Origin of the sequence: Exiguobacterium sp. OS-77, from assembly GCF_000414195.2 — a bacterium.
Taxonomy (GTDB): Bacteria; Bacillota; Bacilli; order Exiguobacteriales; family Exiguobacteriaceae; genus Exiguobacterium_A; species Exiguobacterium_A indicum.
The window spans coordinates 2,527,195-2,548,585 of the sequence record NZ_DF239008.1 but is presented as its reverse complement, the minus strand read 5'-3'; the positions used below and the strand labels follow the sequence as shown (position 1 = coordinate 2,548,585).

Here is a 21,391-nt window from a genome sequence, read left to right as displayed (position 1 = left end):
GTAGGAGTTGCGTGTGACGCGTCATTCTTTTTATTACGAGATAAGGGAGGCAGATCATCAATCTGCCTCCCTTATCTTTGTAGAGACTGACTTTTTGAGTCAGCCCCTTATTTGCGTGAGCTTAAGGAATAAGTAATGAAGGGCTAAATCTTATTTGACGAGATTATGCTTGAAGGCATAGACGACAGCTTGTGTACGGTCTACGACATCGAGTTTCGATAAGATGTTCGAGACGTGTGTCTTAACGGTTTTTAAGGAAATGAATAATTCGTCTGCGATTTCTTGGTTCGCCATACCACGAGCCATCAATTGAAGAACTTCCTGCTCACGTTCCGTCAAATCGTCATGCAAGTGTGTCGTAGGACGACGAAGACGTTCCATCATTTTACCGGTCACTTGTGCTGCCATGACAGATTGACCGTTTGCCGTCTTGCGAATCGCTTCTGCGATGTCAAAGGCGCTAGCCGTTTTTAAGACATAACTCATCGCACCGGCTTCAATGACAGGATAAACTTTCTCATCATCAAGAAAACTCGTCACGACGAGAATTTTTGCTTCCGGCCAGTCTTTGCGAATCAGTCGCGTTCCTTCGACGCCATCGACTGGCTCCATCACTAAATCCATCAAGATGACATCCGGTCGGTGTTCAAGCGCAAGCAAGGCTCCTGCTTGACCATCCGACGCTTCGGCGACGACCTCGATGTCTGGTTGTGTGGAAAGGAAAGCAGACACACCGGCCCGGACCATCTCGTGATCATCTACTAATAATACGCGTATCATACTTGCACCATCCGATCTTTTCTAAGTTTGACTTCGATTTGGGTTCCTTGTCCTGGAACACTGACGAGACGAATCGTTCCGCCCATCTCAGCCGTTCGTTCCCGCATCGAATTAATGCCATAAGAGGCAAGTTTTTTTTCATCAACGACGAATCCAACACCATCATCATTCATGCTCAGAATGATCGTTTCGTTGAATTGTCGGAGCTCGATATCCATATGAGACGCTTTCGCGTGACGTAATGCATTCGTCAATCCTTCTTGGACGATCCGGAACAACTCGTTTTCGATTTGTCGTGGAAGTGTCATCTCTTCTAACTTCCAACTCAACTGTGTGGACTGCTTTCTAGATAATTCTTCGAGCAGTTGCGAAAGTCCTTGTTGTAACGTCATCCCTTCTAGTTCGACAGGGCGAAGCTGAAGTAAGAGGGAGCGCATTTCAGACTGCGCCGTTTGCGCCATCGTCTCGACCATCTCGATCTGTTTGGCTGCAGCTTCAGGTTGAGACAGAATCGTCTGTTTAGCTGCTGTCGTCATCATGGAGATGGCATAGAGCTGTTGCGAAACGGAGTCGTGTAAATCACGTGCGAGTCGCTTTCGTTCCTCCGTGACGGCTTGAACTCTTACTTGTTCAACGTGTTGCGGACGTGTACTGATTTTTTGGACGGTCTCGACTTGTTCGTCGATACGTTTTCCAATCCGCGACAAGCGCGTCAACGTATGAAAGTAGGGACCCGGAACGATCGTCACATCTTTTCCTTGTTCCAGTTCAATGATGGCAGTCGTGACACGTTTGAAGTCACGTCGCAAGAAAAAGTAATGCATGCTACCGATGGCAAGCGGTAGTAATAACGAGAGTCCGATGACGAGTAGAAGGACAGGGAAATCTTGTTGACGGACGAATAGGACATGCCAATCGACTTGTCGTGTACTTAAGAATAACAACGTCGTCATGACGGCAGTCAAAAAGCCCGTCATGACTTGGAGTGCAATGACACCAAGCGGGAATTGATCACGCTTCATATCGAAGACACCTCCACGTTGCCAATACCGAGCATGACATGAATGCGAACCTTCCGCGTCGCTTCGCCGTATTCCGGTGCCCGGAATTGAATGCGTCGATTAAAGAAGGTCGGAATCCGGCGGATATCTGTCTTGACGCTTCCGAAGCCGATTGACGTGTCGAGTGTATAGTCGTAGCCGGACGGTAAAAGAATTCGGACGTCCCCGACGACACCACTGACGACGATCAAGGTCTCGCCTTCTGGAACATAGGCGTGCGTCAAATCGATTTCTAAATCCTTGACGATGAACTGTTCGCTCAAATCCTGTAAGACGTACGGTACATCGGCTTGAGTCGAGAAGGAATAAGCGGGTTGAATCTTGATCCCTTCCTCTTCATATTGATGCGGAGCAATCCGTGAAAATAAAAATTCGCGGACAGAATGTCGTGTCACGAGAATGATCCCAAGATAGAGCAAGATACCAGCAATGACAAAACCGATGGCAGCCGAACTAAGGACGACGCCAGCAAGAATGATCGTACCGACGATGTAGAAGAGGATTGCTAATTTTTCATGATTGCGTCGCCGGAAATGAATCCCGACATAATACAGCAGGAACGGAAATAAGACACCAAACAATACATTTCCTGCACCGGACAATAGGTCATAGAACAGACCGAGGGCGAACAGGATCGATACGTAACCGACCAGTTGTTTCGTACTTAATCGTCGCACGATCAATCTCCTTTCTAACATGACAAAGGGAGGCATACGCCTCCTTCATCATTGACTGCTTATTGGTGAATGCGGCGTTCGAGTTCAGCGATACGCGCATCGATATCATCTTCATCAACGGCTGGTTGTTTTGCTTCAGGCTCTTCTGCCGTGAACGGATGTGCTTCTTCTTTTATAGTAGCATTTGGTTCGCGATCTAGCACCTGGTTCATCTTGTTTTTTAAGTTCGAGACGTTTTCGCGCATCATCCATTCGTACCGTTTGTTTTGTAGATCTTCGAGCTTTAACTTCAATTCGAGGGCTTCACGTTCCAATTCGTTCAGCTCGCGTTTCGTCTCAGCGACGAGTTCTTCAAAGAACCGGTACTGCTCCCCGTAATGCTTCGATTCGATGGCTGCACGCTCAGCCAGTTGTTGTTCACCGGCTTCGTTCGCGATTTCGACTTGCTTGAAGCGTTTATCGGCTAAATCCTTCGCTTCTTCCTGTTTTTGTGTCAGTTCCAGCAGCAATGTCCGTTGACGCTCGAGTAGTCGATCAATCTCTTTTAAATCAGCTTCTGTAGATCGAATATGACGAACGAGCTTTTTAGCAGGTACTTCACCCTGTTCGGCTGCTTTTTTGACTTCTGTCATCATTTGTGTCGCAAAATCGTTGAGTTGATCAAATACGTTTTTCATGAAAAATTCCTCCTTGGAAATGGCGAATGATATCGGGTCACACATTTTGATTAGAAACGTTTTTCGTCTAGGTCTTTCCAGTCTGCTTCGAAATGTGTCGTTGATGTACGGCGACGGTTAAAGAGATCTTGAACATTGACACGTTGTAGTTTCATACGCATGTAACCGACATACAATGCGATGGCTGCTGCGATTCCAATGACTGCCCAGATGTTCGAAAGGGCAAGTCCGATTCCGATGGCTGCTAGGAATCCGAAGCCGAGTTTCGCTGGCCATTTGTTCGATTGCATGAACTTACTGATCGAATAGAACGCGAGTAACGCCCCTAAGCCAAGTCCGATCATATGCGGTAATGTTCCGATGACGACGGCAAGTAACGCCAGTCCGGCGAGAATCATCACCAATTGTTTTCCTTTCGATTGCTTCATGAGGAAGCCTCCCTTGTGTTGATACCTTTATGATACGGGAGTCCTTCTATTCCTACGACACTCTTTGGACCGTATTTGCTCTCGGGCTTAAGGCGGAGAGAAGGTCTGACTTTAAGGGAAGCGCTATCAGCACCAATGATTCATGTGATACTCTATAAGGGAATCGAATCGAGAGGAGTGATGTTGATGAGTGCAACAATCAACGTAAACCAAGTAACATGTGTCGGAAACCAGGGAGGGGTTTCCCTCTCTTAAATCAGAGGAGGAAACCATTTGAACGAATGGGGTACACCACCTGTCTACGAAACGACAGGAACAGAACGATTAGGACGGATCATAGCCGTCTATCAAACACATTATCGCGTCATGACGGAAACAGGAGAATCGCTGAGCGAACTGTCTGGTAAATTGCGTTTTCAATCGGGAACGAAAGCTGAATTGCCAGCGGTTGGTGACTGGATCATCCAAACAGAGCGAGAACCGGGGAAGGGACGGATCGAACGTGTCTTGCCACGATCTTCTCAATTTTCCCGAAAAGCGGCAGGAACGGAGACCGAGGAACAAATCATCTGCGCGAATGTCGACGTTGCCTTGCTCGTCATGGCTTTTGGACATGACTTCAACGTCCGTCGACTGGAACGTTATTTAACGGTTGCTTGGGATGCAGGGGTGACACCAATCATCGTCCTGACGAAAAAAAGTCTGATGCCGTCGATTGAAACGGAACTGCAGGCTGTCGAAGCGATCGCGTTCGGAACACCAATCCTTGCCGTTGATTCTTTGACCGGGGACGGATTAGAGGAGTTGCGTGAACAGTTACAAATCAAGCAGACGATCGTGTTAGTCGGATCGTCCGGCGTCGGGAAGTCGACGCTCGTCAATGCTTTAGCTGGAGAACAGTTAATGGAGACGGGTGGCGTACGAGAAGACGATGAACGTGGACGTCACACGACGACGCATCGCGAACTGAAACGACTATCGAACGGTCTACTGCTCGTTGATACACCGGGGATGCGAGAATTGGCCTTATGGGATGGAAGTGACGGACTATCGTCGACGTTTTCCGATATTGAGGAGCTTGCTGAAAACTGTCGTTTCCGAGACTGTAAACATGATAAGGAACCGGGCTGTGCCGTTCGGACAGCTTTAGAAGATGGCACACTAACTGCTGAACGCTGGAATAGCTTCGTCAAGCTAAAACGAGAAATCGCTTATGCGGAACGCAAGCAAAATGTGGCGTTGCAGGCGGCGGAGAAAGAAAAGTGGAAAAAAATCCACAAGCAGGCCCAAGCGCATACGAAAGTGAAGTATCAAAAGCGATAATACGACTGAAATATGAAAAGCATCTGCAACGGAAAAAGGAGTCTCTTTTTCTATGCAGATGCTTTTTTCTCGTTATTCTTTTGAAAGGAATTCATTTGGTTCTATATGGAACGGCACGTTACCCGTCAACGCATCAAGACGATGTAAGTCGGATTGAATCGCTTCAGGGTCACTTCGGCGCGCGTTTCGTACCGTGGCCGTTCCGACCGGATGATCGTTGAATCCAGTCGTTAAATCAAACGTCCGATTCGACAGCCGATCAGTAAAATAACGATCGTGGGAGACGAAGAGGAGCTCACCAGGGAAAACATCGAGGGCGGCTTCGATTTGTTCACGAGTCGCAAGGTCCAAATAGTTCGTTGGTTCATCGAGAATAAGCAAGTGAGCACCAGAAAAATACAGGCGTAAGAAAGCAATCCGACATTTCTCACCCATACTGGCGTCGGAAATCGACCGGTAAACATCATCGCGACGGAATAAAAAACAGGCGAGTAACGTCCGGGCGTCCGTTTCACTCATCGTGCCGTACTCAAGTAATGCCTCTAACAACGTACCTGATGTCGGTAAGTGGGAAAGGGCTTGTGAAAAATAGCCGGTCTTCAATCGAGGATGACGGATTATGTTCCCTTGATGAGGAGCATATTCGCCCTCGATGAGACGCAGTAAGGTCGTTTTTCCGCTTCCATTCGGTCCGATGACAGCAATTCGGTCACCATGTTCTACCGTAAACGAAACATCCTTTAGGATCGGTTTCGTCTCATGCATGAAAGAGACACGTTCAAACGAAATCAGTCGTTTCGCACGAATCGCTTCATGTTCGAATGCGACGTGAACAGTCGGTGCAACTTGTGGTTTTTTTACACGATCCTCGAGTAGACGCTCGAGTTGCTGCTCTTTTGCCTTGACCTTCGTCGCATGTTTAGCAGCCTTCTTTTTCGCATACGGATCCCGTTCACTCGCTTGATTCGAGGCTTTTTGATGCCATTGCCGGTATCCTTGAATCATGCGTGTCAGCTCTTTACGGGTGCGTTCTTGTTTTTCGTACGCTCGTTGTTGCGACAGAGCTTGATGTTCCTTTTGTTCTTTATAGGACTGATAGTTTCCGCTGTATCGCGTTGCCCCTGATTCGGATAATTCAATGACGGCATCAGCCGTTGCGTCGATGAAGAATCGTTCGTGTGAGACATAGAGAATCGAGGTCCGTGACATGTTGACCCATTCCGTGAGCCACTCGAGTGTCTCTTGATCCAGATGATTCGTCGGTTCATCGAGAATGATGAAATCAGGTCGTGATAGAAGCAGACAGGCAAGTTGGAGGCGCGTCTGTTCACCACCGCTTAAACTGGATGCTTTGTGTGTCCAGAGTGCTTCCTCTAATTTGACTTCTTTTAAGACGCGTGCTGCATCTGCTTCAAGCGAGAAGGCGTCCTGATCGAGTGCTTGTTGATAGATCGTCAAGTCACCATTCATGGCATTAGCGCGAAGTTGATAACGAACCGCATCCGCTCGTTCGACGACATCAAGAACGGTGTGATCGCCCGCTACGAAGTGTTGTGATAGTAGACCGAGTTTTTTGTAATGACGCTTGATCGAACCGTCAGTCGGCTGAAGTTGGTCAGCGATCAAGTGTAACAGTGTCGTTTTTCCGATGCCGTTCGGACCGATTAAGGCGACATGTTCACCGGTATGAATATGAAAAGAAACGTCCGAGAAAAGACGTCGTTCGTCGTAGTCCATCGATAGGTGTTGGATCGTAAGTGTTTCAGTAGGCATAAAAGCAGCTCCTTTAGTGTTCATTTCCGATAAGATGAAATGAAAAACACACCATCCGAAGCGAGCGGATGGTGTGCCGGAGTGTAACTCAAAGAAGGTGCTGGCCAGAGGTTGGTCACACCGAAAAAGAGCAGACTCGTAGCGTCAGGCATCCGCAACTGCATTGCGAAAGAGATGATTTCATTCATCAAGCGACGTGTACGAGTGATTGCTTCATTTCGGTGTTGTACCTCCTGTTCATAGTCTATGCCGTCATTATAACAAAATGGAAACGTTAAAACAAGTACGATTCAAGTAAGGTTTGCGCAGTATCCGTTTCTTCTGATGAAGGGGGAAGCACATCAGTTAACGGATATGCGAGACCGAGGTTTTCCCACTTATAGACACCGAGTTGATGATAAGGGAGTACTTCGACGCGCTCGACGTTTCCGAGCGTCCGGATGAACTCGCCGGTCTGACGGAGGAAATGTTCTGACATCGTAATACCTGGAACGAGGACGTGGCGAATCCAGACGGGAATGTTTCGCTCGGCTAGGCGTTTTGCGAAGGCGAGTGTATTGGCGTTACTCCGTCCAGTCAAGACGCGACAAGCGGCATCGTCGATATGTTTGACATCGAGTAGTACTAGATCCGTCGCATCGAGAATCGCATCGATGTTTTTCGGGACGACGGATCCCGCGGTATCGATGACCGTATGCAGTCCATGGCGTTTTGCTTCTGTTAAAGCAGCCTCCAAGAATTCTGGCTGAGCGAGCGGTTCACCTCCAGAGAAGGTGATTCCGCCACCCGTGGCCTCGAAAAAGGAGCGATAGCTGATCGCTTCTTTTACGACTTCGTCTGCTGAGACACGCCGTCCGCAACCGAACTCCCATGTATCCACGTTATGACAGTATTGACATCGTAGTGGACATCCTTGCGTAAAGACGATGAATCGAATGCCAGGACCATCGACTGTTCCACATGATTCAACGGAATGGATCATACCATAGGTCATCCTGCTCACTTCCTTTCACATACTACACATCATTTTAGAGAGAACCGTGGAACGTTCGATTGATGACATCGATCTGTTGTTCACGCGTCAGTTTAATGAAGTTGACTGCATAACCGGATACCCGAATCGTTAACTGTGGATATTGTTCTGGATGCTCCATGGCATCTAGTAACGTCTCACGGTCAAAGACGTTGACATTCAAATGGTGTCCTTTTGAAGTCGTACCACCCATATATCCGTCAAGTAATCCGACTGTATTGCGAATGCGTGTGGCTTCATCCTTACCAAGTGCTTTTGGCACGATCGAGAACGTGTAGGAAATCCCGTCGAGCGCATGTTCATATGGTAATTTTCCGACAGATGTCAGTGCGGCGACAGCTCCTCTAGTGTCACGTCCATGCATCGGGTTAGCACCAGGTGCGAATGGTTCACCCGCACGGCGTCCATCTGGCGTATTTCCTGTTTTTTTACCGTAGACGACGTTTGAAGTGATCGTCAGGACAGACTGCGTCGGAAGGGCATTGCGATACGTTGGATGTTTACGGATTTTCTCCATGAACAGTGTGACGAGATCGACCGCCATCTGATCGACCCGTTCATCGTTATTCCCGAACTTCGGAAACTCGTCTTCGATCTTGAAATCAACTGCAATCCCATCCGCATCTCGGATTGGACGAACTGTTGCGTAACGGATGGCAGATAGACTGTCAGCGACGACCGATAAACCAGCGATACCGCATGCCATCGTCCGTAAGATTTCTGGATCATGTAAAGCCATTTCAATCCGTTCGTAGCTGTACTTATCATGCATGTAGTGGATGACATTCAGTGTGTTGACGTACAGTTCCGCGAGCCAATCGAGTTGACGATCATAAGCCGCCATGACGGTCTCGTAATCGAGTACTTCGTCGAGCATTAGTGGTGTAGCAGGGGCGACTTGGATTTTGAGCTTCTCGTCCATTCCGCCATTAATCGTATAAAGTAATGCTTTTGCTAGGTTTGCTCGCGCACCGAAGAACTGCATCTGTTTCCCGATCTTCATCGCAGAGACACAGCAAGCGATGCCGTAATCATCTCCGTAAACCGGTAACATCAAATCATCGTTTTCATATTGAATCGAGCTTGAAACGATCGACATCTTCGCACAGAATTCCTTGAATCCGCGTGGAAGCTGAGTAGACCAGAGAACGGTTAGATTCGGTTCCGGTGCCGGACCAAGTGTCGAGAGAGTGTGTAAGAAGCGGAATGAACTTTTCGTGACGTTTGATCGTCCATCTTCACTCATTCCACCGATTGATTCCGTTACCCACGTCGGATCACCTGAGAATAGATCGTTGTAGTCTGGTGTCCGTAAGAACTTAACGATCCGAAGCTTCATGACGAAATGATCGACGAGTTCTTGTGCAGTCTCTTCCGTCAAGCGACCAGCCGCAAGATCACGTTCGACATAAATATCAAGGAACGTCGAGACTCGACCGAGTGACATGGCTGCCCCGTTTTGCTCTTTGATGGCAGCAAGATAGGCAAGATAGACCCACTGGAATGCTTCTTGTGCTGTTTCTGCAGGGCGGGAGAGATCGAAACCATAGCGAGCTCCAAGCTCGGTCAATTCCGTTAATGCGCGCAACTGTTCATTCATCTCTTCACGGTCGCGAATCATCGATTCAGATAAGAACCCGCCACGTGCCTTTAAATCCTTCTTACGTTCTTCGATCAAGCGTGCCGTTCCGTACAAAGCAACACGACGATAGTCACCGATGATCCGTCCGCGACCATAAGCATCAGGTAATCCGGTGATAATACCGGCTTTACGTGCAGCGCGCATTTCAGGGGTATAGGCATCGAAAACCCCTTGGTTATGTGTCTTCCGGTACTCGCTGAAAGTTTTCGTGACGGTCTCGTCTGCTTCAAAGCCATACGCAGCTAGGGCATCATTCACCATCCGAATCCCACCGTTCGGATGAATCGAACGTTTAAACGGTTCGTCTGTCTGTAAACCGACGATTTTTTCAAGTGAGCGATTCAGATACCCTGCATCATGCGAGAGGATCGTTGATGGTGTTTTAGCATCGACGGCATATACACCACCACGTTGTCGTTCTTCATTCGTCAGCTGTAGAATTTGTTGCCAGAGACGTTCCGTTGCTTGCGTCGGACCGACTAAAAAGTGATCATCTCCTGTATATTCCGTGCGATTGAGTCGGATGAAGTCTGCGACATCGATCGTCTTTACCCATTCACCAGACGTAAAGCTTGCCCAAGCACTCGTTTTTTCTAATAACATGGATACCACTCCTTTAATATTGAGCTAATCATCAGTTCCTTATGTGAATAGTGTAACAAAAGGAAGGGGTGATTCCCTTTACGTTCATGTGAATGTTTTAACAAGTGGACAAACGTTGATATGACGGGCTTTCTTTATTTCTGTATTCATATGAAAATAGTTTTAAAAAAACAGTTTTAGATTGCTAATTCAAGGTTTTTTGGAAACTGTATGAGTTGATTTGAAAAAGATTCACTAGAACAGTTGAAACTGTGAGGAATGTCACGCTACGGTGCCTTGTATTTTTAAGACGTATCGTTGACAATGAAAAAGGGAATATAGAACGTGGAGGTGTGCCAAATGGAGTATGTATCATTAACACAACAAGGAGAGTATCAGTCGGGAGACTGGGTCTCGCTGAAAATCGGATCGGACGGTTCAACGCGAACGGGAATGATCACGGAATTCGAAAATGATGGATTCTGGATTCGATTTGAAGATGATTTTGATTATGAAGACTTTATCGGCTATGATGAATCGTATTGGATTGCGCTTGTTCGTCGTCCGGTTGACGTAAAAGCGACGTATGCGAGTCTTGCGGAGTACCCGGCACTCGCTGCAGAATTACAGGATCGTGTCATCCAAGGATTCGAGATTTTAGAAGAAGAAGCCGGTGAAAGCGAGATTCGATTCCACATTCGATTGCTCGACGCAGGAAATGAATATACACAGACATTACGGGGATACCGTGATGCATCAGGAGATCATGTCGAATACGTAACGGCATGATGGAATTAAGAGAGTAGGAGAAATCGTTATGAACTTTACAAAACCATTTTTACAGGAAGCATGGGAACGGGCGCGCTTTACCGAGTTGATGCCTGTTCAAGAACAAGCGATTCCGTTGTTGCGCGAAGGAAAAGATGTCCTGGCTGAAGCGCCAACAGGAACAGGGAAGACGCTTGCTTATGTCATTCCAGCTTTAGAAAAGATTGAAGTAGAAGAACCACACGTGCAAGTCGTGATCACGGCACCAACACGGGAACTCGTCATGCAAATTCATCAAGTCATTCAATTGTTTGCTCAAGGAAGTGGTATCAAATCCGGTGCATTCATTGGTGGTGTTGAATTAAAACGACAATATGAACGATTGAAGAAAAAACCACAAATCATCGTCGGAACGCCAGGGCGTCTCGTTGAGTTGATCGATTCGAAGAAGCTAAAGATGCATAAGGTGAAATTGATCGTCTTGGACGAAGCGGATCAAATCTATGAGAGTGGTATGAGTGACTCGGCGACGCGAATCGCAAACAGTGCACTACGCGATCGTCAGTTAGCATTCGTCTCCGCGACATTGCCGGAACGGACAGCAGAATGGGGACGGACGCTTGCAAACAACCCTGAGACGATTCGGGTTGAGCGTGCCGTCAGCACACAAGTGACATTCGGTTATTTGGAGACTTCACGTCGTCAGAAGCCGGAATTGTTACGTCGCCTGGCGAACATGCAAGGATCAAAAGTGCTGACATTCATCAACAACCGCTCCTTCCTCGGACCATTAAATGGTGAGTTGAGTAAATTCTCATTGAAATATCGGATTTTGGATGCTGAAAAAGGAAAACGAGAGCGAATGGAGACATTACGTTCTTACAAAAAAGGAGAGTTTCCTTTACTCGTCACGACAGGTCTTGCGGCACGTGGTCTAGATATCGAAGCAGTCACGCATGTCGTCCATTACGATTTACCGGAGTCGCTTGACGATTTCGTACACCGTTCAGGTCGGACGGGACGTGGAAATGCGAACGGAATGGTACTTGCTCTTGTTACGGATCAAGACTTAAAACACTTAAAAACACTTGCGAAGCAAATGGGCGTCGAGATGGAAGCAATGGAAATTTACCGTGGGGAAGTCATTCCAAAACGTGAATTCACAGCACCTCAGACGATTAAACGACCGGCTACTCCTCACCGGAAAGGGCGATCGAAATGAAGAACGATCGAAAAGTAATTCCGTTTCCGACGACGGTTTCTGAAGCGGAAATGAATGCAGCCTTGAAGAAGATGTATCAAGAAGCAGCGACAGCACGTAGTACGGATTGGGTCGCTTTCATAGAAGAGATTGCAACGGAGGGACGTTGGTATTTAAAAGATGCTGAGTTGTTCCGGGACTTATTCGTAGATTGGGCCATCTTCTATGAGACGGATGATCAAGGAAAAACGCCGCACGGTCGTTTTCTTGAGCAGGTCAAAGAAGAGTTATCGCCTAGCCTCTATCGTGCCTTGCGTGGATTAGCGGACCCGATGCCCTCGCTGTTTCAAGTCGAGGCGGATGGTGTCGTTGATTTGATGTCAAAACAGACGTATCAAACGGATTTGTCTGAGATTGAAGTCGAACCAGGTGATTTGTTGATTGGAAAACTGCTCTACATTTCTGGGAAATGGCGCTTTGCGATTGCCTACATGAAAGTAGCGCGCGCACTGGTACCAGAAGTCCTCGCCTTGTTGACAGATTTCGTGGATGAAGTAGGAGAAGACGCGTTGCTTCGCCAGTACCCTGAGTTTTGTGCGGAATTGATCGACTTACTCCTCGATATCGAAGAAGGCAACATTGCGCCGAGACCAGAAGAATAATCGAAAAAACCTAGGACACATGACCGATTATGATCAATGTGTTCTAGGTTTTTTTTCAAGAATCTGCTCGATATAGGGCGACATCGTTTTTATCCCGATGTTTCACGCGATACATGGCAAGGTCGGCTTGCTTTAAGCATGTTTCAAGATCAGCTTTATGACACGCGGTCACACCGATGCTTGCAGAAACGAATAAGGATTGTCCTTTATAGACGTAAGGACGTCTTAAAAAGTGTAAGAAGGATTTACATTTTCGACGTAAGGACAGTTCATCATCGGCGTGTAAGAGGATCGCGAACTCATCTCCACCCAGTCGATACACCTGTTCTAAAGAATTCGTATGCTCGCTCAATCGTTTCGCGACCTCGATCAATACGTAATCACCTGCTTCATGACCATACGTATCATTGACTTGCTTAAAACCGTCTAAATCGACTACCGCAAGATAATTCATCTCGAGGAGATGGTTCGAAAAATCTCGCTCTAACGAACGACGGTTTCCGATACTTGTCAAGGCGTCATGGTAGGCGTGGTATTCGATCCGTTTTTGCCGGAGCTTTCGTTCAGTGACGTCATGTAAAATCGTGAAACGTCCCATCGAGGTGGCAGCAATTTGAATCGGAATATCAATGATCTCATATCGTCTATGTTGTTCATCTTCATACTCATCGATATCTGTCTCAAGTGTTTCTAATAGGTGACGCATCGTACGAGGAATATGTTCAATCGTCATGTCGGGTAAATGAAACAGACGTTGGGCAGCTAAGTTCGCGTATAGTGCCGTTCCGGATTGATCGAGTCGAATCATCGGATCAGGGTGACCGAGAAAGAGTGGGATGACTTGCTGTTCGCTATCTTTAATTTGTTGTTTTCGATGTTCGATGCGTGAAGCGAGTTGTTCATTCCGTTCGTGTAATTGTGCGACGATCAACCCATGCTGACGAGCAATCAAGATTTGTCGAATGATTAGTAAAACTAAAATGATAAAGATATCGAGCTTTCCGCCTTCTCGTTCCACCATGTAATGAATGAATAAAGGAACGGCCAGTAGAGGGAGCCAGGAACGGGGAATGACCGTCGTTCGAGTGGTTCCTTCTTCGATATGATCAATATGCCATAGAATAGCTGCACTTTGCACCAAACGGATCAAGATCGGGAAAAACAATAGATAATTCGCTGAGAAGTCCGGGAAATAAACACTTGAGACTTCGTAGATACCGCGAATAAAAATGGATAAAAACAATAAGAACAATGCCATCCTTGATACCCAATGGGTTTCTTGGATGAACGTGAAATAGAAGAAAACGAATAAACCGAGTGATGTATTCGTGATGACGATGATGGCATAAGGAACAGTTTGCAGTCCAGGATTCGTCAATTCATTGAGGACGTGAAACGCGACAAGTCCAATGAAAACGACGATGATCGCGGCATCGACGAAAGCGAGTACGTGTTGTCCGAGTGTCCGTTTTGTGATGATTCGGTAAAAAATCGCGTATAAGAATACGTAATGGGATATTGAAAATAAAATTAGGCTATAAATAGATGGAACTGGAAAGTCTGGATTGAAGAAATGTAATGTCTCAAGAACGGAACCGATACAGGATAAAACTAGTGATCCTAAAGCGATCAGCCAGAATTTTCGTCTTGGTACGACTAATGCTTGTTCCTTACGATAAGCAGTAAGAATAAAATAAGCAATCAATCCAAGAGAGGCATACTGTAGTACTTGTTCAACGATCCGATTAGAGATGGAAGGGGTCCATGTGGCAAGGATCATTAGAGCAAAAGACATGACGAGCATGGCAGGAAACCAACGGATGAAATAGTTCGATTTAAGCATGGACTCCCTCCTAACGTTTAATTTGAGTAGCGAACAAAAAATTGTTTTTTTCGGTCTTCTTAATATGGTACATGGCTTCATCTGCTCGAATCAATAATTGTTCTGAGCTTTTACCATCTTCAGGGTATAAGGAAATTCCGATTGATGGTGTGACTTGAAGCGTATGTGTCTGAATATAGAACGGATGATTTAGAACTTCGAGAACGTGTTCGGCAAACTGACGTGTTTCCGAAGCAGATGCCTGAATGAAGATCAAGAACTCATCTCCTCCAAGACGTGCAACGAGATCAGTTGACGTCGTCATCGATTGAAGGCGACTCGCCGTCTCTTGTAACACGAGGTCACCAACATCATGCCCATAAGTGTCATTGATTTGTTTGAAACCGTCTAAATCAATGAATAGTAAGGAGCCGTATTCTAACGTCGGCAGAGTTAGATAAAGTTGTTCCTCGAAGTAACGTCGGTTTGGCAAATGCGTGAGCGAATCATGGTACCCCATACGTTCTAGCCATACTTCCTGTTGATAATCTTCCGTGATATCCGCCAAGATGACGAAATAGCGTTGTTGATCCGGGATATCGATGATTGTCGTATTCAAAAAGATTTCCGGATGTTCCTCCGTGGCCGGTACATGTAGCAAATGAGAGGGATAAATCAGCTGCGCTTGTTGAAGCAATGGAATGAGTCGATCGAGTTGTAGCCGTTGGCTCGGTCCGAGCGGTAAATCGCTCCATCCAGCTTCGACAGCAGCTGGATTGACAGATCGAATCTGATACGTAGCATCGATTTCAAGAACAACTTCTGGATAAGATAGAAAAAGCGACGTTAGTTCTTTTTCACGTAACTGTAAGAGTGCTGTCTTTTGATGGACGATGTCTTCTAGATTCGTTTGCAATGCTGTTGTTTCCTGTAACAACCGCAGATTTTCCTGATATGAAAAAAGCTGTCGTGTTAAAAATAATAAAAACGTAATGCCGACGGAAAGTGAGAAAAAGGTTTGGGAGACAGGGAAGAATGTAATATAGAGAATCAGTACAGATAATAAGATGTACGACATCAAGGAACGCGTAAGTGTTTCGACCCGAATAAGAGTTGCTTGTTGTTCATGACTGATGGGAAGAGCGCGAGTATTCATGAAGGCAAGGATGAAGAGTCCGCTGAGTGGGTATAGCGGAAGCAATAAACCAGCTATTCGCGGTTCACCGTTCAATAACAACGTATAAAAAATAAAGTTCGTCATACCGAGCACGAACGTTCCGAGTACGAGAAAGAGGAATCCTAATCTCGATACGTTTCTCTTTAGTCCAGAAGCATAAAGTAAGAAAAAGAACAGCGTCAACAGAATCGTCAAGAAGGCATAGAAGGTCCAACTGATTTGCTCGAGCACCGTTCGCGTATAAGAGGGGACAAAGCGGAAAATAGCGATGTATCCAGCAATCATCGATACAGTGAACAATGTTAAAGAATCAAGAATCAATAATTTTTGTTTTTGAAACAAAGTCAAATCCAACTGCCGAAATAAAAAGATGACTATCATCGTTAAATGAACCGTGTAAGGCAAATCCAGTAAGACGTTCAGGTTAACAGCGTTCCATTGAAAAAGACGACCAATCATATTGAGGAAATCGCCTAGAAAATACGAGAAAAAGGCGACCGATAACCATTTATATGGAATGGAAGATTGTTTGAAAGCCTTCGATTGACTAAGTAGGAAAATGACGAAAGAACCGACTAGACTAATGATCGCTGAAAGTTGTAACGAGCGATCTTGTGGTAATAGCCAGAGCAGGGTGTACGTGACAACTAAGTAGAATGCGACGGTAGGGTAGATGTTTTGAACGATCCGTTTCACCGGAACTCCTCCTTTCGCAAGCCTTCCATAAAAACGAAATATGCTATAACATTACCCGATATTTAGTTTGAATTCACATTTATTTTCAGATTTAAAATGAAAATAAGAGGTGATTCCCATTTCATGAAAAAAGCGGGGTTCTTCTTTAAGGAAGAACTCCGCTTATCGAAATTATTGATTAGATTGACGATAGTTTTCAAATGCCTCGATTTTTTCAGAAAGGTACGTCCAATACTCCATCCGTTCATCAAGCATCGCTTTCGTTTTTTCAATGGCTTGATACAGTTCATTGACTTTACCAAGATCGCTTCCTGCCGAAGCAAGTTCGGCTTCTAATTGCTCCAGTTCTGTCTCACTTTCTTCGATTTGTTGTTCAATGATTGCCCAATCTTGTTGTTCCTGATAACTTAGTTTTTTTGGCGTCTCTATCTTTGGTGCTGTAGCAACCTCAACCGTCTTTTCAACAACGATTGATGGAACGGGTGCTGTCATTTGCTCAAGATAGTCTGTATATTGTCCATAATAAAAGACGACATTCCCGTCTTCAAATGCAATCAAGCGATTGACGACCCGGTCGAGGAAGTAGCGATCGTGGCTGACCGTGATGACGGTGCCTGGGAATGATTCTAAATAATCTTCGAGGACGGATAACGTCTCAGTATCCAAGTCGTTCGTCGGCTCATCAAGGAAGAGGACGTTTGGTTCTTCCATCAAAATCGTCAACAATTTCAGACGTCGTTTTTCGCCACCGGACAGCTTACCGATTTGTTTATATTGGGCTTCCGGTTTAAAGAGAAACTGTTCGAGCATCTGACTTGCCGTGATCTCCTCACCAGCGAGTGTCGTGATGACTTTTGCGATCCGTTCGACCTCGTCGATGACACGACGTTCGGGATGCGTGAATTCGGCAAATTGCCCATAAAAGCCGATCTTCACCGTTTCGCCGTGAATGATTTCACCGGTTGTTGGTTCTAAGCGTTGCGCAAGAATTGAAAGAAGTGTTGATTTTCCACTCCCGTTTCGTCCTACGATGCCATACCGTTCTTTCCGTCCAATCAGAGCGTTAAACGATTCAAAAAGGGTCCGTTCACCAAATCGATGAGAGACATCATGCGCTTCGATGACTTTTTTACCAAGACGGGTCGAACCGACCTGTACTTCGAGTGCTGATTCTTCTTCCTCGTACGAGAGGTCTTGTAAAGCATCCACGCGCTGGATTCGCGCTTTTTGTTTCGTCGTCCGCGCCTTTGCTCCGCGACGCAACCAGGCGAGTTCGCGACGGAGGATGTTTTGACGTTTTTCTTCCATAGAAGCTATCCGTTCACGACGTTCGGCACGTTTTTCAAGAAATGATTCATAGTTTCCGACATAGAAATAAGCTGTACCGTTCGCGATCTCCATCATATGATTCGTCACACGATTCAAGAAATAGCGATCGTGGGTGATCAGTAGAATCGCACCACGGTATTCCTTGATTTGAGTTTCAAGCCAGCTGATCGTTTCGGCATCCAGTTCGTTCGTCGGCTCATCGAGCAGGAGAAGATCGGCTTCATCGAGTAAAGCTTCAGCGAGTCCGACACGTTTGCGTTGTCCTCCGGAAAGCGAGCCGATCAACGCGTTCAAGTCGAGGATACCGAGTTTGTTTAAAATCATCTTTAAGCGTGATTCCGTGTCCCAAGCTTGCGCAGCATCGACTTCTGTCTGAGCAATGATGAAGCGATTGAGTAACGTTTCACTCGTCGGATCTTGTTCGAGTGCTAGACGCGCCGTTTCATAGTGACGTAAGGCGTTAATCGTTGGTGTATCACCAGACAATAGTACTTCCATGACCGTTTGGTCTTCCGGATAATCGGTCGTTTGCGATAGCAAGCGGATCCGATAATCATTCGGGTGATGCATCGTACCAGCGTCTGCCGTCTCTTTACCTGCCAAGATATGCAGGAGAGTCGACTTACCGGTACCATTGACGCCGATGATACCAATCCGGTCGCCAGGTGAGACGGAGAATGTCACATCTTCGAAGACGATTTTATCGGCAAATTCTTTTTTGAGATTTTCTGCTTTCATTAACATATTAGACACCTTCTACAATCTGTTTGATTTGCTGTTCGACTGTCTGGACGAGTTCTTTCTGTGTCATCGTACTCGGATCAATCGACGGTAAAATCGTAACGTCGACCGTGGCAGGGCGAATTTTACCCGTTTCCTCCATAACGCGATAGCTCCCCGAAATTGCGACGGGTACGACACGAGCACCACTTGATGTCGCGAGTGTGAAGCTTCCCGCTTTGAACTCCGCCATTGGACCGCCTTTAGAGCGTGTTCCTTCCGGGAAGATGATCATCGATTGTCCGTCCTTGATCGTGTCGACACCAGAACGAATCGCTTTCAGCGATTGACGTCGATCTTTTCGATCAATCATGACACATCCCATCAGATTCATCCAAACATTGACGATTGGAATTTTATTCACTTCGATTTTTGAGATGAATGCTTTCGGTTTATCGATTGTTCCAAGTAGAATCGGAACATCGAAGTTCCCTTGGTGATTCGAGATGAAGACGACGGGTTCGTTTGCCGGGATATGCTCACGACCCGTCACGTTGACACGAACGCCAGCGAGTCGGAGAAGAGAGTTTGCCCAGACGCTCGCTACACGCTGAACGAATGCATAGCGCGCGAGATGCGTTCGACGTTTTGCGCTTGGTAAAAACGGTAAGGTACAGGGTAAGACAAGTCCAAAATAAATGAACCAAATGACAGTACGGATCATGGTGAAGTGACAGCTCCTTTTTTCATTGCTGATGTTATTGTACAAAAAAAGACCGGGCGTCGCACCCAGTCTGCGTGATTATTCCCAGTAACGAGGCTCAGATTCCTCTTCGCTTTCTCCAAGTTCAAAGGTGAGGCGACGTGTCGTCGGATCAACAGAGAACGTGGCGTTCGTATTGTCGATCTGTTTGATTTCCATCGTTTCCTCATCCAAAATGAGAGTCAAGCGGACCTTATCTTCGTGATCTACGAGCAGTACGCCATCTTCCTTCAACCATAAATCGATGACAGGAGAGTAGCGAAGTGTCCAACCGTTTGATAAAGGGATTTCGTTCATAATGAATCTGTTCCTCCTAGGTGATGAAATCGTGTTCTTTACTTATCATGCTGGTCTGTCGCGGAGAATGCAAGTGGTGTACTCGAATCTCGATGAGGATAGCCGATTTGATAAGATTGTTCTCGTTTCTTCATCCGTTCGTACTGTTTTTTGACACGACGGTGTTGAATGTATTCAATGTAAGTCAGATAGGACGTACGGATCAACTGGCGGATCGATGATAGTGACAGACAAATCGCTAGTGTAAAGACGAACACACCGATCGAACTCGTATAATAACCGGTAACAAAACTTAAGTATGTAGTGATGAGACCCGTAATCGTCGTAAATAAGTAGAAGAGCACGTCCGTTTCCTCCTCAAAAATTAAAATGATGGCATGTTCATTTAATTCGAGGTCAAACGCAATTTTCCTTTATCGTCCTGTAAATGTCCGGAAAAAATAAAAAATCCACACGGAAGGTGTAGATTTTAAGGGCGATCGATTTGCTGAAGCGCTGGTGTCTTCGGTGTCATATCCGTACTGTTCGATCCTTCTGCGAAGACAATTCCAATCGTAGCAAGGAACGCAAAAAATGCAAAAACCAATGTTTTCGTGAAGCGTCGTGCGAACGAACGCGATTGAATGTTATGAAACATTTTTATCCCCCATATTTACCTAAACTAAACCTTCTTTTTCCTGTTATTTAATCATATATCTTTTTTTCAAAAAAATCACGCAAATGTGTTCCGTTCACAAATATGTCACAACTGTCACCATTGTGTCGATATCAGAGATGAATGGAAAAAGAGTATAGTATGGTAGGGAAAGAACAGCAGAACGATTCACAAGAACTGGAATCGATTCAAATACAGAGAGGAGATGACCCGAAATGGGATTACGCGCAGGACAGGTTGTCACATTAAAAGTAGAACGCGAAGCAGAGTTCGGAGTGTTTCTGACAGATGGAAATGAAGACGTGTTGTTGCATAACAATGAACAAACACGGAAAGTAGCCCTCGATGAAGAGGTAGAAGTCTTCTTGTATCAAGATAATGAAGGGCGTCTAGCATCATCGATGACGATTCCAGAAGCTTCATTTGAAGACTATGTCAAGACGACGATTAATGGAACACGCTATAACACAGGAGTGTTCGCGAACATCGGTATTCAAAAAGACGTTCTCGTCTCACTCGACGATTTGCCGCAGCGCCGGATGTTCTGGCCAGAAGAAGGCGATCAACTCTTCATTCGTCTGAAACATGATCAGAAGCTTAGGTTACTCGGAGACCCTGCACCTTATGCATACTTCAACTTACGTGCGAAGCCAGCTCCAGAGGAGTGGAACAACATGGACGTCGAAGGTCTCGTCTTCTCACAACGTGAACCAGGCGTTAACGTCTGGGTCAACGATCAATCGATCGGATTCTTGCATGAACGTGAGATGGAACGTTGGCCGCGTCTTGGAGAAGTCTTGAAATTACGAGTGACAAATGTAAAACCAGATGGTACAGTATTACTTTCAGCACGACCACGTGCCTTTGAAGCCATTGATACAGACGCGGAGTTGATTCTGAACCATCTACTTGAACATGATGGTCAGATGCCGTATGGTGATAAGACAGCTCCCGAGACGATTGATGAAGTATTCGGTCTCAGCAAGGCAGCATTCAAACGAGCGCTCGGTCGCCTGTTGAAAGATAAAAAAATAGAAAAAAATGAAACGGGTATTCGGTTGACGAAATAATCGGACCGAGTAAGCCTGCGTTTCGAATAGATAGTAAGGAATTCATCATTTTGGTGGTTGCGGCTGGTTTGATTACCGGCGACCATTTACTGAATATACCCCATCACTAGTGGGGGCACGCGATGACGTACATCGCACGGTCCGGGCACTTCGCCTTTCCCTCGCCCTTATGGCAACGATTATGATGGTGACTTCCCTAAACATTATTATAAGAGAAACCACTCTATCTTTATGTGATAGATTCTGTTATAATAG

Annotated in this window: 20 protein-coding genes; 5 read left to right on the top strand and 15 right to left on the bottom strand. The window is 46.0% G+C overall.

Features of this window, described 5'->3' with window-relative positions; translation table 11 throughout:
* Positions 1-150 precede the first annotated feature (150 nt).
* Genes EXG77_RS13085 through EXG77_RS13065 form a run of 5 tightly spaced genes read right to left on the bottom strand, consistent with a single transcriptional unit; the run spans position 151 to position 3,623 of the window.
* Positions 151-780 (bottom strand): response regulator transcription factor, encoded by a 630-nt coding sequence (locus EXG77_RS13085; RefSeq protein ID WP_023467256.1) that lies wholly within the window; start codon positions 778-780, stop codon positions 151-153.
* Positions 777-1,802, bottom strand: a complete 1,026-nt coding sequence (locus EXG77_RS13080; RefSeq protein ID WP_035398797.1) for a sensor histidine kinase — start codon at positions 1,800-1,802, stop codon at positions 777-779. The genes EXG77_RS13085 and EXG77_RS13080 overlap by 4 nt, the downstream gene beginning before the upstream one ends.
* Complete coding sequence (liaF, locus tag EXG77_RS13075) at positions 1,799-2,518, bottom strand: cell wall-active antibiotics response protein LiaF (RefSeq protein ID WP_023467258.1); 720 nt, start codon at positions 2,516-2,518, stop codon at positions 1,799-1,801. Before liaF ends, EXG77_RS13080 begins: the two co-directional genes overlap by 4 nt.
* 59 nt (positions 2,519-2,577) lie before the next feature.
* Complete coding sequence (locus tag EXG77_RS13070; RefSeq protein WP_023467259.1) at positions 2,578-3,195, bottom strand: hypothetical protein; 618 nt, start codon at positions 3,193-3,195, stop codon at positions 2,578-2,580.
* 50 nt (positions 3,196-3,245) lie between these two features.
* Positions 3,246-3,623, bottom strand: coding sequence for a hypothetical protein (locus tag EXG77_RS13065; protein ID WP_023467260.1), 378 nt, complete (start codon positions 3,621-3,623; stop codon positions 3,246-3,248).
* Between the two features lie 273 nt (positions 3,624-3,896).
* Between EXG77_RS13065 and rsgA the strand changes: the two genes are divergently transcribed.
* On the top strand, positions 3,897-4,946 hold the full coding sequence (gene rsgA, locus EXG77_RS13060) for a ribosome small subunit-dependent GTPase A (protein WP_035398795.1): 1,050 nt from the start codon (positions 3,897-3,899) through the stop codon (positions 4,944-4,946).
* A gap of 72 nt (positions 4,947-5,018) precedes the next feature.
* Here the strand turns inward: rsgA and abc-f are convergent, their stop codons facing one another.
* The 3 genes from abc-f to pflB all read right to left on the bottom strand — a co-directional run bounded on the left by abc-f (position 5,019) and on the right by pflB (position 9,997).
* Positions 5,019-6,719 carry a ribosomal protection-like ABC-F family protein gene (abc-f, locus tag EXG77_RS13055; RefSeq protein WP_052017201.1) on the bottom strand — a complete coding sequence of 567 codons (1,701 nt, stop codon included), beginning with the start codon at positions 6,717-6,719 and terminating at the stop codon, positions 5,019-5,021.
* A gap of 274 nt (positions 6,720-6,993) precedes the next feature.
* Entirely contained in the window at positions 6,994-7,713 is a 720-nt protein-coding gene (gene pflA / locus EXG77_RS13050; protein WP_035398794.1) for a pyruvate formate-lyase-activating protein, read from the bottom strand.
* 34 nt (positions 7,714-7,747) lie between these two features.
* Positions 7,748-9,997 (bottom strand): formate C-acetyltransferase, encoded by a 2,250-nt coding sequence (gene pflB, locus EXG77_RS13045; RefSeq protein WP_035398793.1) that lies wholly within the window; start codon positions 9,995-9,997, stop codon positions 7,748-7,750.
* A gap of 339 nt (positions 9,998-10,336) precedes the next feature.
* Here pflB and EXG77_RS13040 point away from each other — a divergent pair, with 339 nt between their 5' ends.
* The 3 genes from EXG77_RS13040 to EXG77_RS13030 are packed head-to-tail and all read left to right on the top strand — an operon-like array spanning position 10,337 to position 12,607.
* Positions 10,337-10,765, top strand: coding sequence for a hypothetical protein (locus EXG77_RS13040; protein ID WP_023467265.1), 429 nt, complete (start codon positions 10,337-10,339; stop codon positions 10,763-10,765).
* A 28-nt stretch (positions 10,766-10,793) separates the two neighbouring features.
* Positions 10,794-11,966, top strand: coding sequence for a DEAD/DEAH box helicase (locus EXG77_RS13035; RefSeq protein ID WP_023467266.1), 1,173 nt, complete (start codon positions 10,794-10,796; stop codon positions 11,964-11,966).
* On the top strand, positions 11,963-12,607 hold the full coding sequence (locus EXG77_RS13030; RefSeq protein WP_023467267.1) for a hypothetical protein: 645 nt from the start codon (positions 11,963-11,965) through the stop codon (positions 12,605-12,607). The genes EXG77_RS13035 and EXG77_RS13030 overlap by 4 nt, the downstream gene beginning before the upstream one ends.
* A 55-nt stretch (positions 12,608-12,662) precedes the next feature.
* On the opposite strand, the gene EXG77_RS13025 is transcribed toward EXG77_RS13030, so the two are convergent.
* The 7 genes from EXG77_RS13025 to EXG77_RS16475 form a co-directional block, all read right to left on the bottom strand.
* The gene (locus EXG77_RS13025; RefSeq protein ID WP_035398791.1) at positions 12,663-14,450 is read right to left on the bottom strand and encodes a GGDEF domain-containing protein; all 1,788 of its coding nucleotides are present in this window, start codon (positions 14,448-14,450) and stop codon (positions 12,663-12,665) included.
* Positions 14,451-14,460: 10 nt separating this feature from the next.
* The gene (locus EXG77_RS13020) at positions 14,461-16,302 is read right to left on the bottom strand and encodes a GGDEF domain-containing protein (protein ID WP_023467269.1); all 1,842 of its coding nucleotides are present in this window, start codon (positions 16,300-16,302) and stop codon (positions 14,461-14,463) included.
* A gap of 171 nt (positions 16,303-16,473) precedes the next feature.
* Positions 16,474-18,375, bottom strand: a complete 1,902-nt coding sequence (locus tag EXG77_RS13015; RefSeq protein ID WP_023467270.1) for an ABC-F family ATP-binding cassette domain-containing protein — start codon at positions 18,373-18,375, stop codon at positions 16,474-16,476.
* A 1-nt stretch (position 18,376) separates the two neighbouring features.
* Positions 18,377-19,075, bottom strand: coding sequence for a 1-acyl-sn-glycerol-3-phosphate acyltransferase (locus tag EXG77_RS13010; protein ID WP_023467271.1), 699 nt, complete (start codon positions 19,073-19,075; stop codon positions 18,377-18,379).
* Between the two features lie 78 nt (positions 19,076-19,153).
* On the bottom strand, positions 19,154-19,411 hold the full coding sequence (locus tag EXG77_RS13005; protein WP_023467272.1) for a hypothetical protein: 258 nt from the start codon (positions 19,409-19,411) through the stop codon (positions 19,154-19,156).
* A 38-nt stretch (positions 19,412-19,449) separates the two neighbouring features.
* The gene (locus EXG77_RS13000; protein WP_023467273.1) at positions 19,450-19,755 is read right to left on the bottom strand and encodes a hypothetical protein; all 306 of its coding nucleotides are present in this window, start codon (positions 19,753-19,755) and stop codon (positions 19,450-19,452) included.
* 125 nt (positions 19,756-19,880) lie between these two features.
* Positions 19,881-20,048: a hypothetical protein gene (locus tag EXG77_RS16475; protein WP_023467274.1), complete on the bottom strand. Its 168-nt coding sequence runs from the start codon at positions 20,046-20,048 to the stop codon at positions 19,881-19,883.
* A gap of 233 nt (positions 20,049-20,281) precedes the next feature.
* Here EXG77_RS16475 and EXG77_RS12995 point away from each other — a divergent pair, with 233 nt between their 5' ends.
* On the top strand, positions 20,282-21,136 hold the full coding sequence (locus tag EXG77_RS12995) for a S1 RNA-binding domain-containing protein (RefSeq protein ID WP_023467275.1): 855 nt from the start codon (positions 20,282-20,284) through the stop codon (positions 21,134-21,136).
* Positions 21,137-21,391 lie beyond the last annotated feature (255 nt).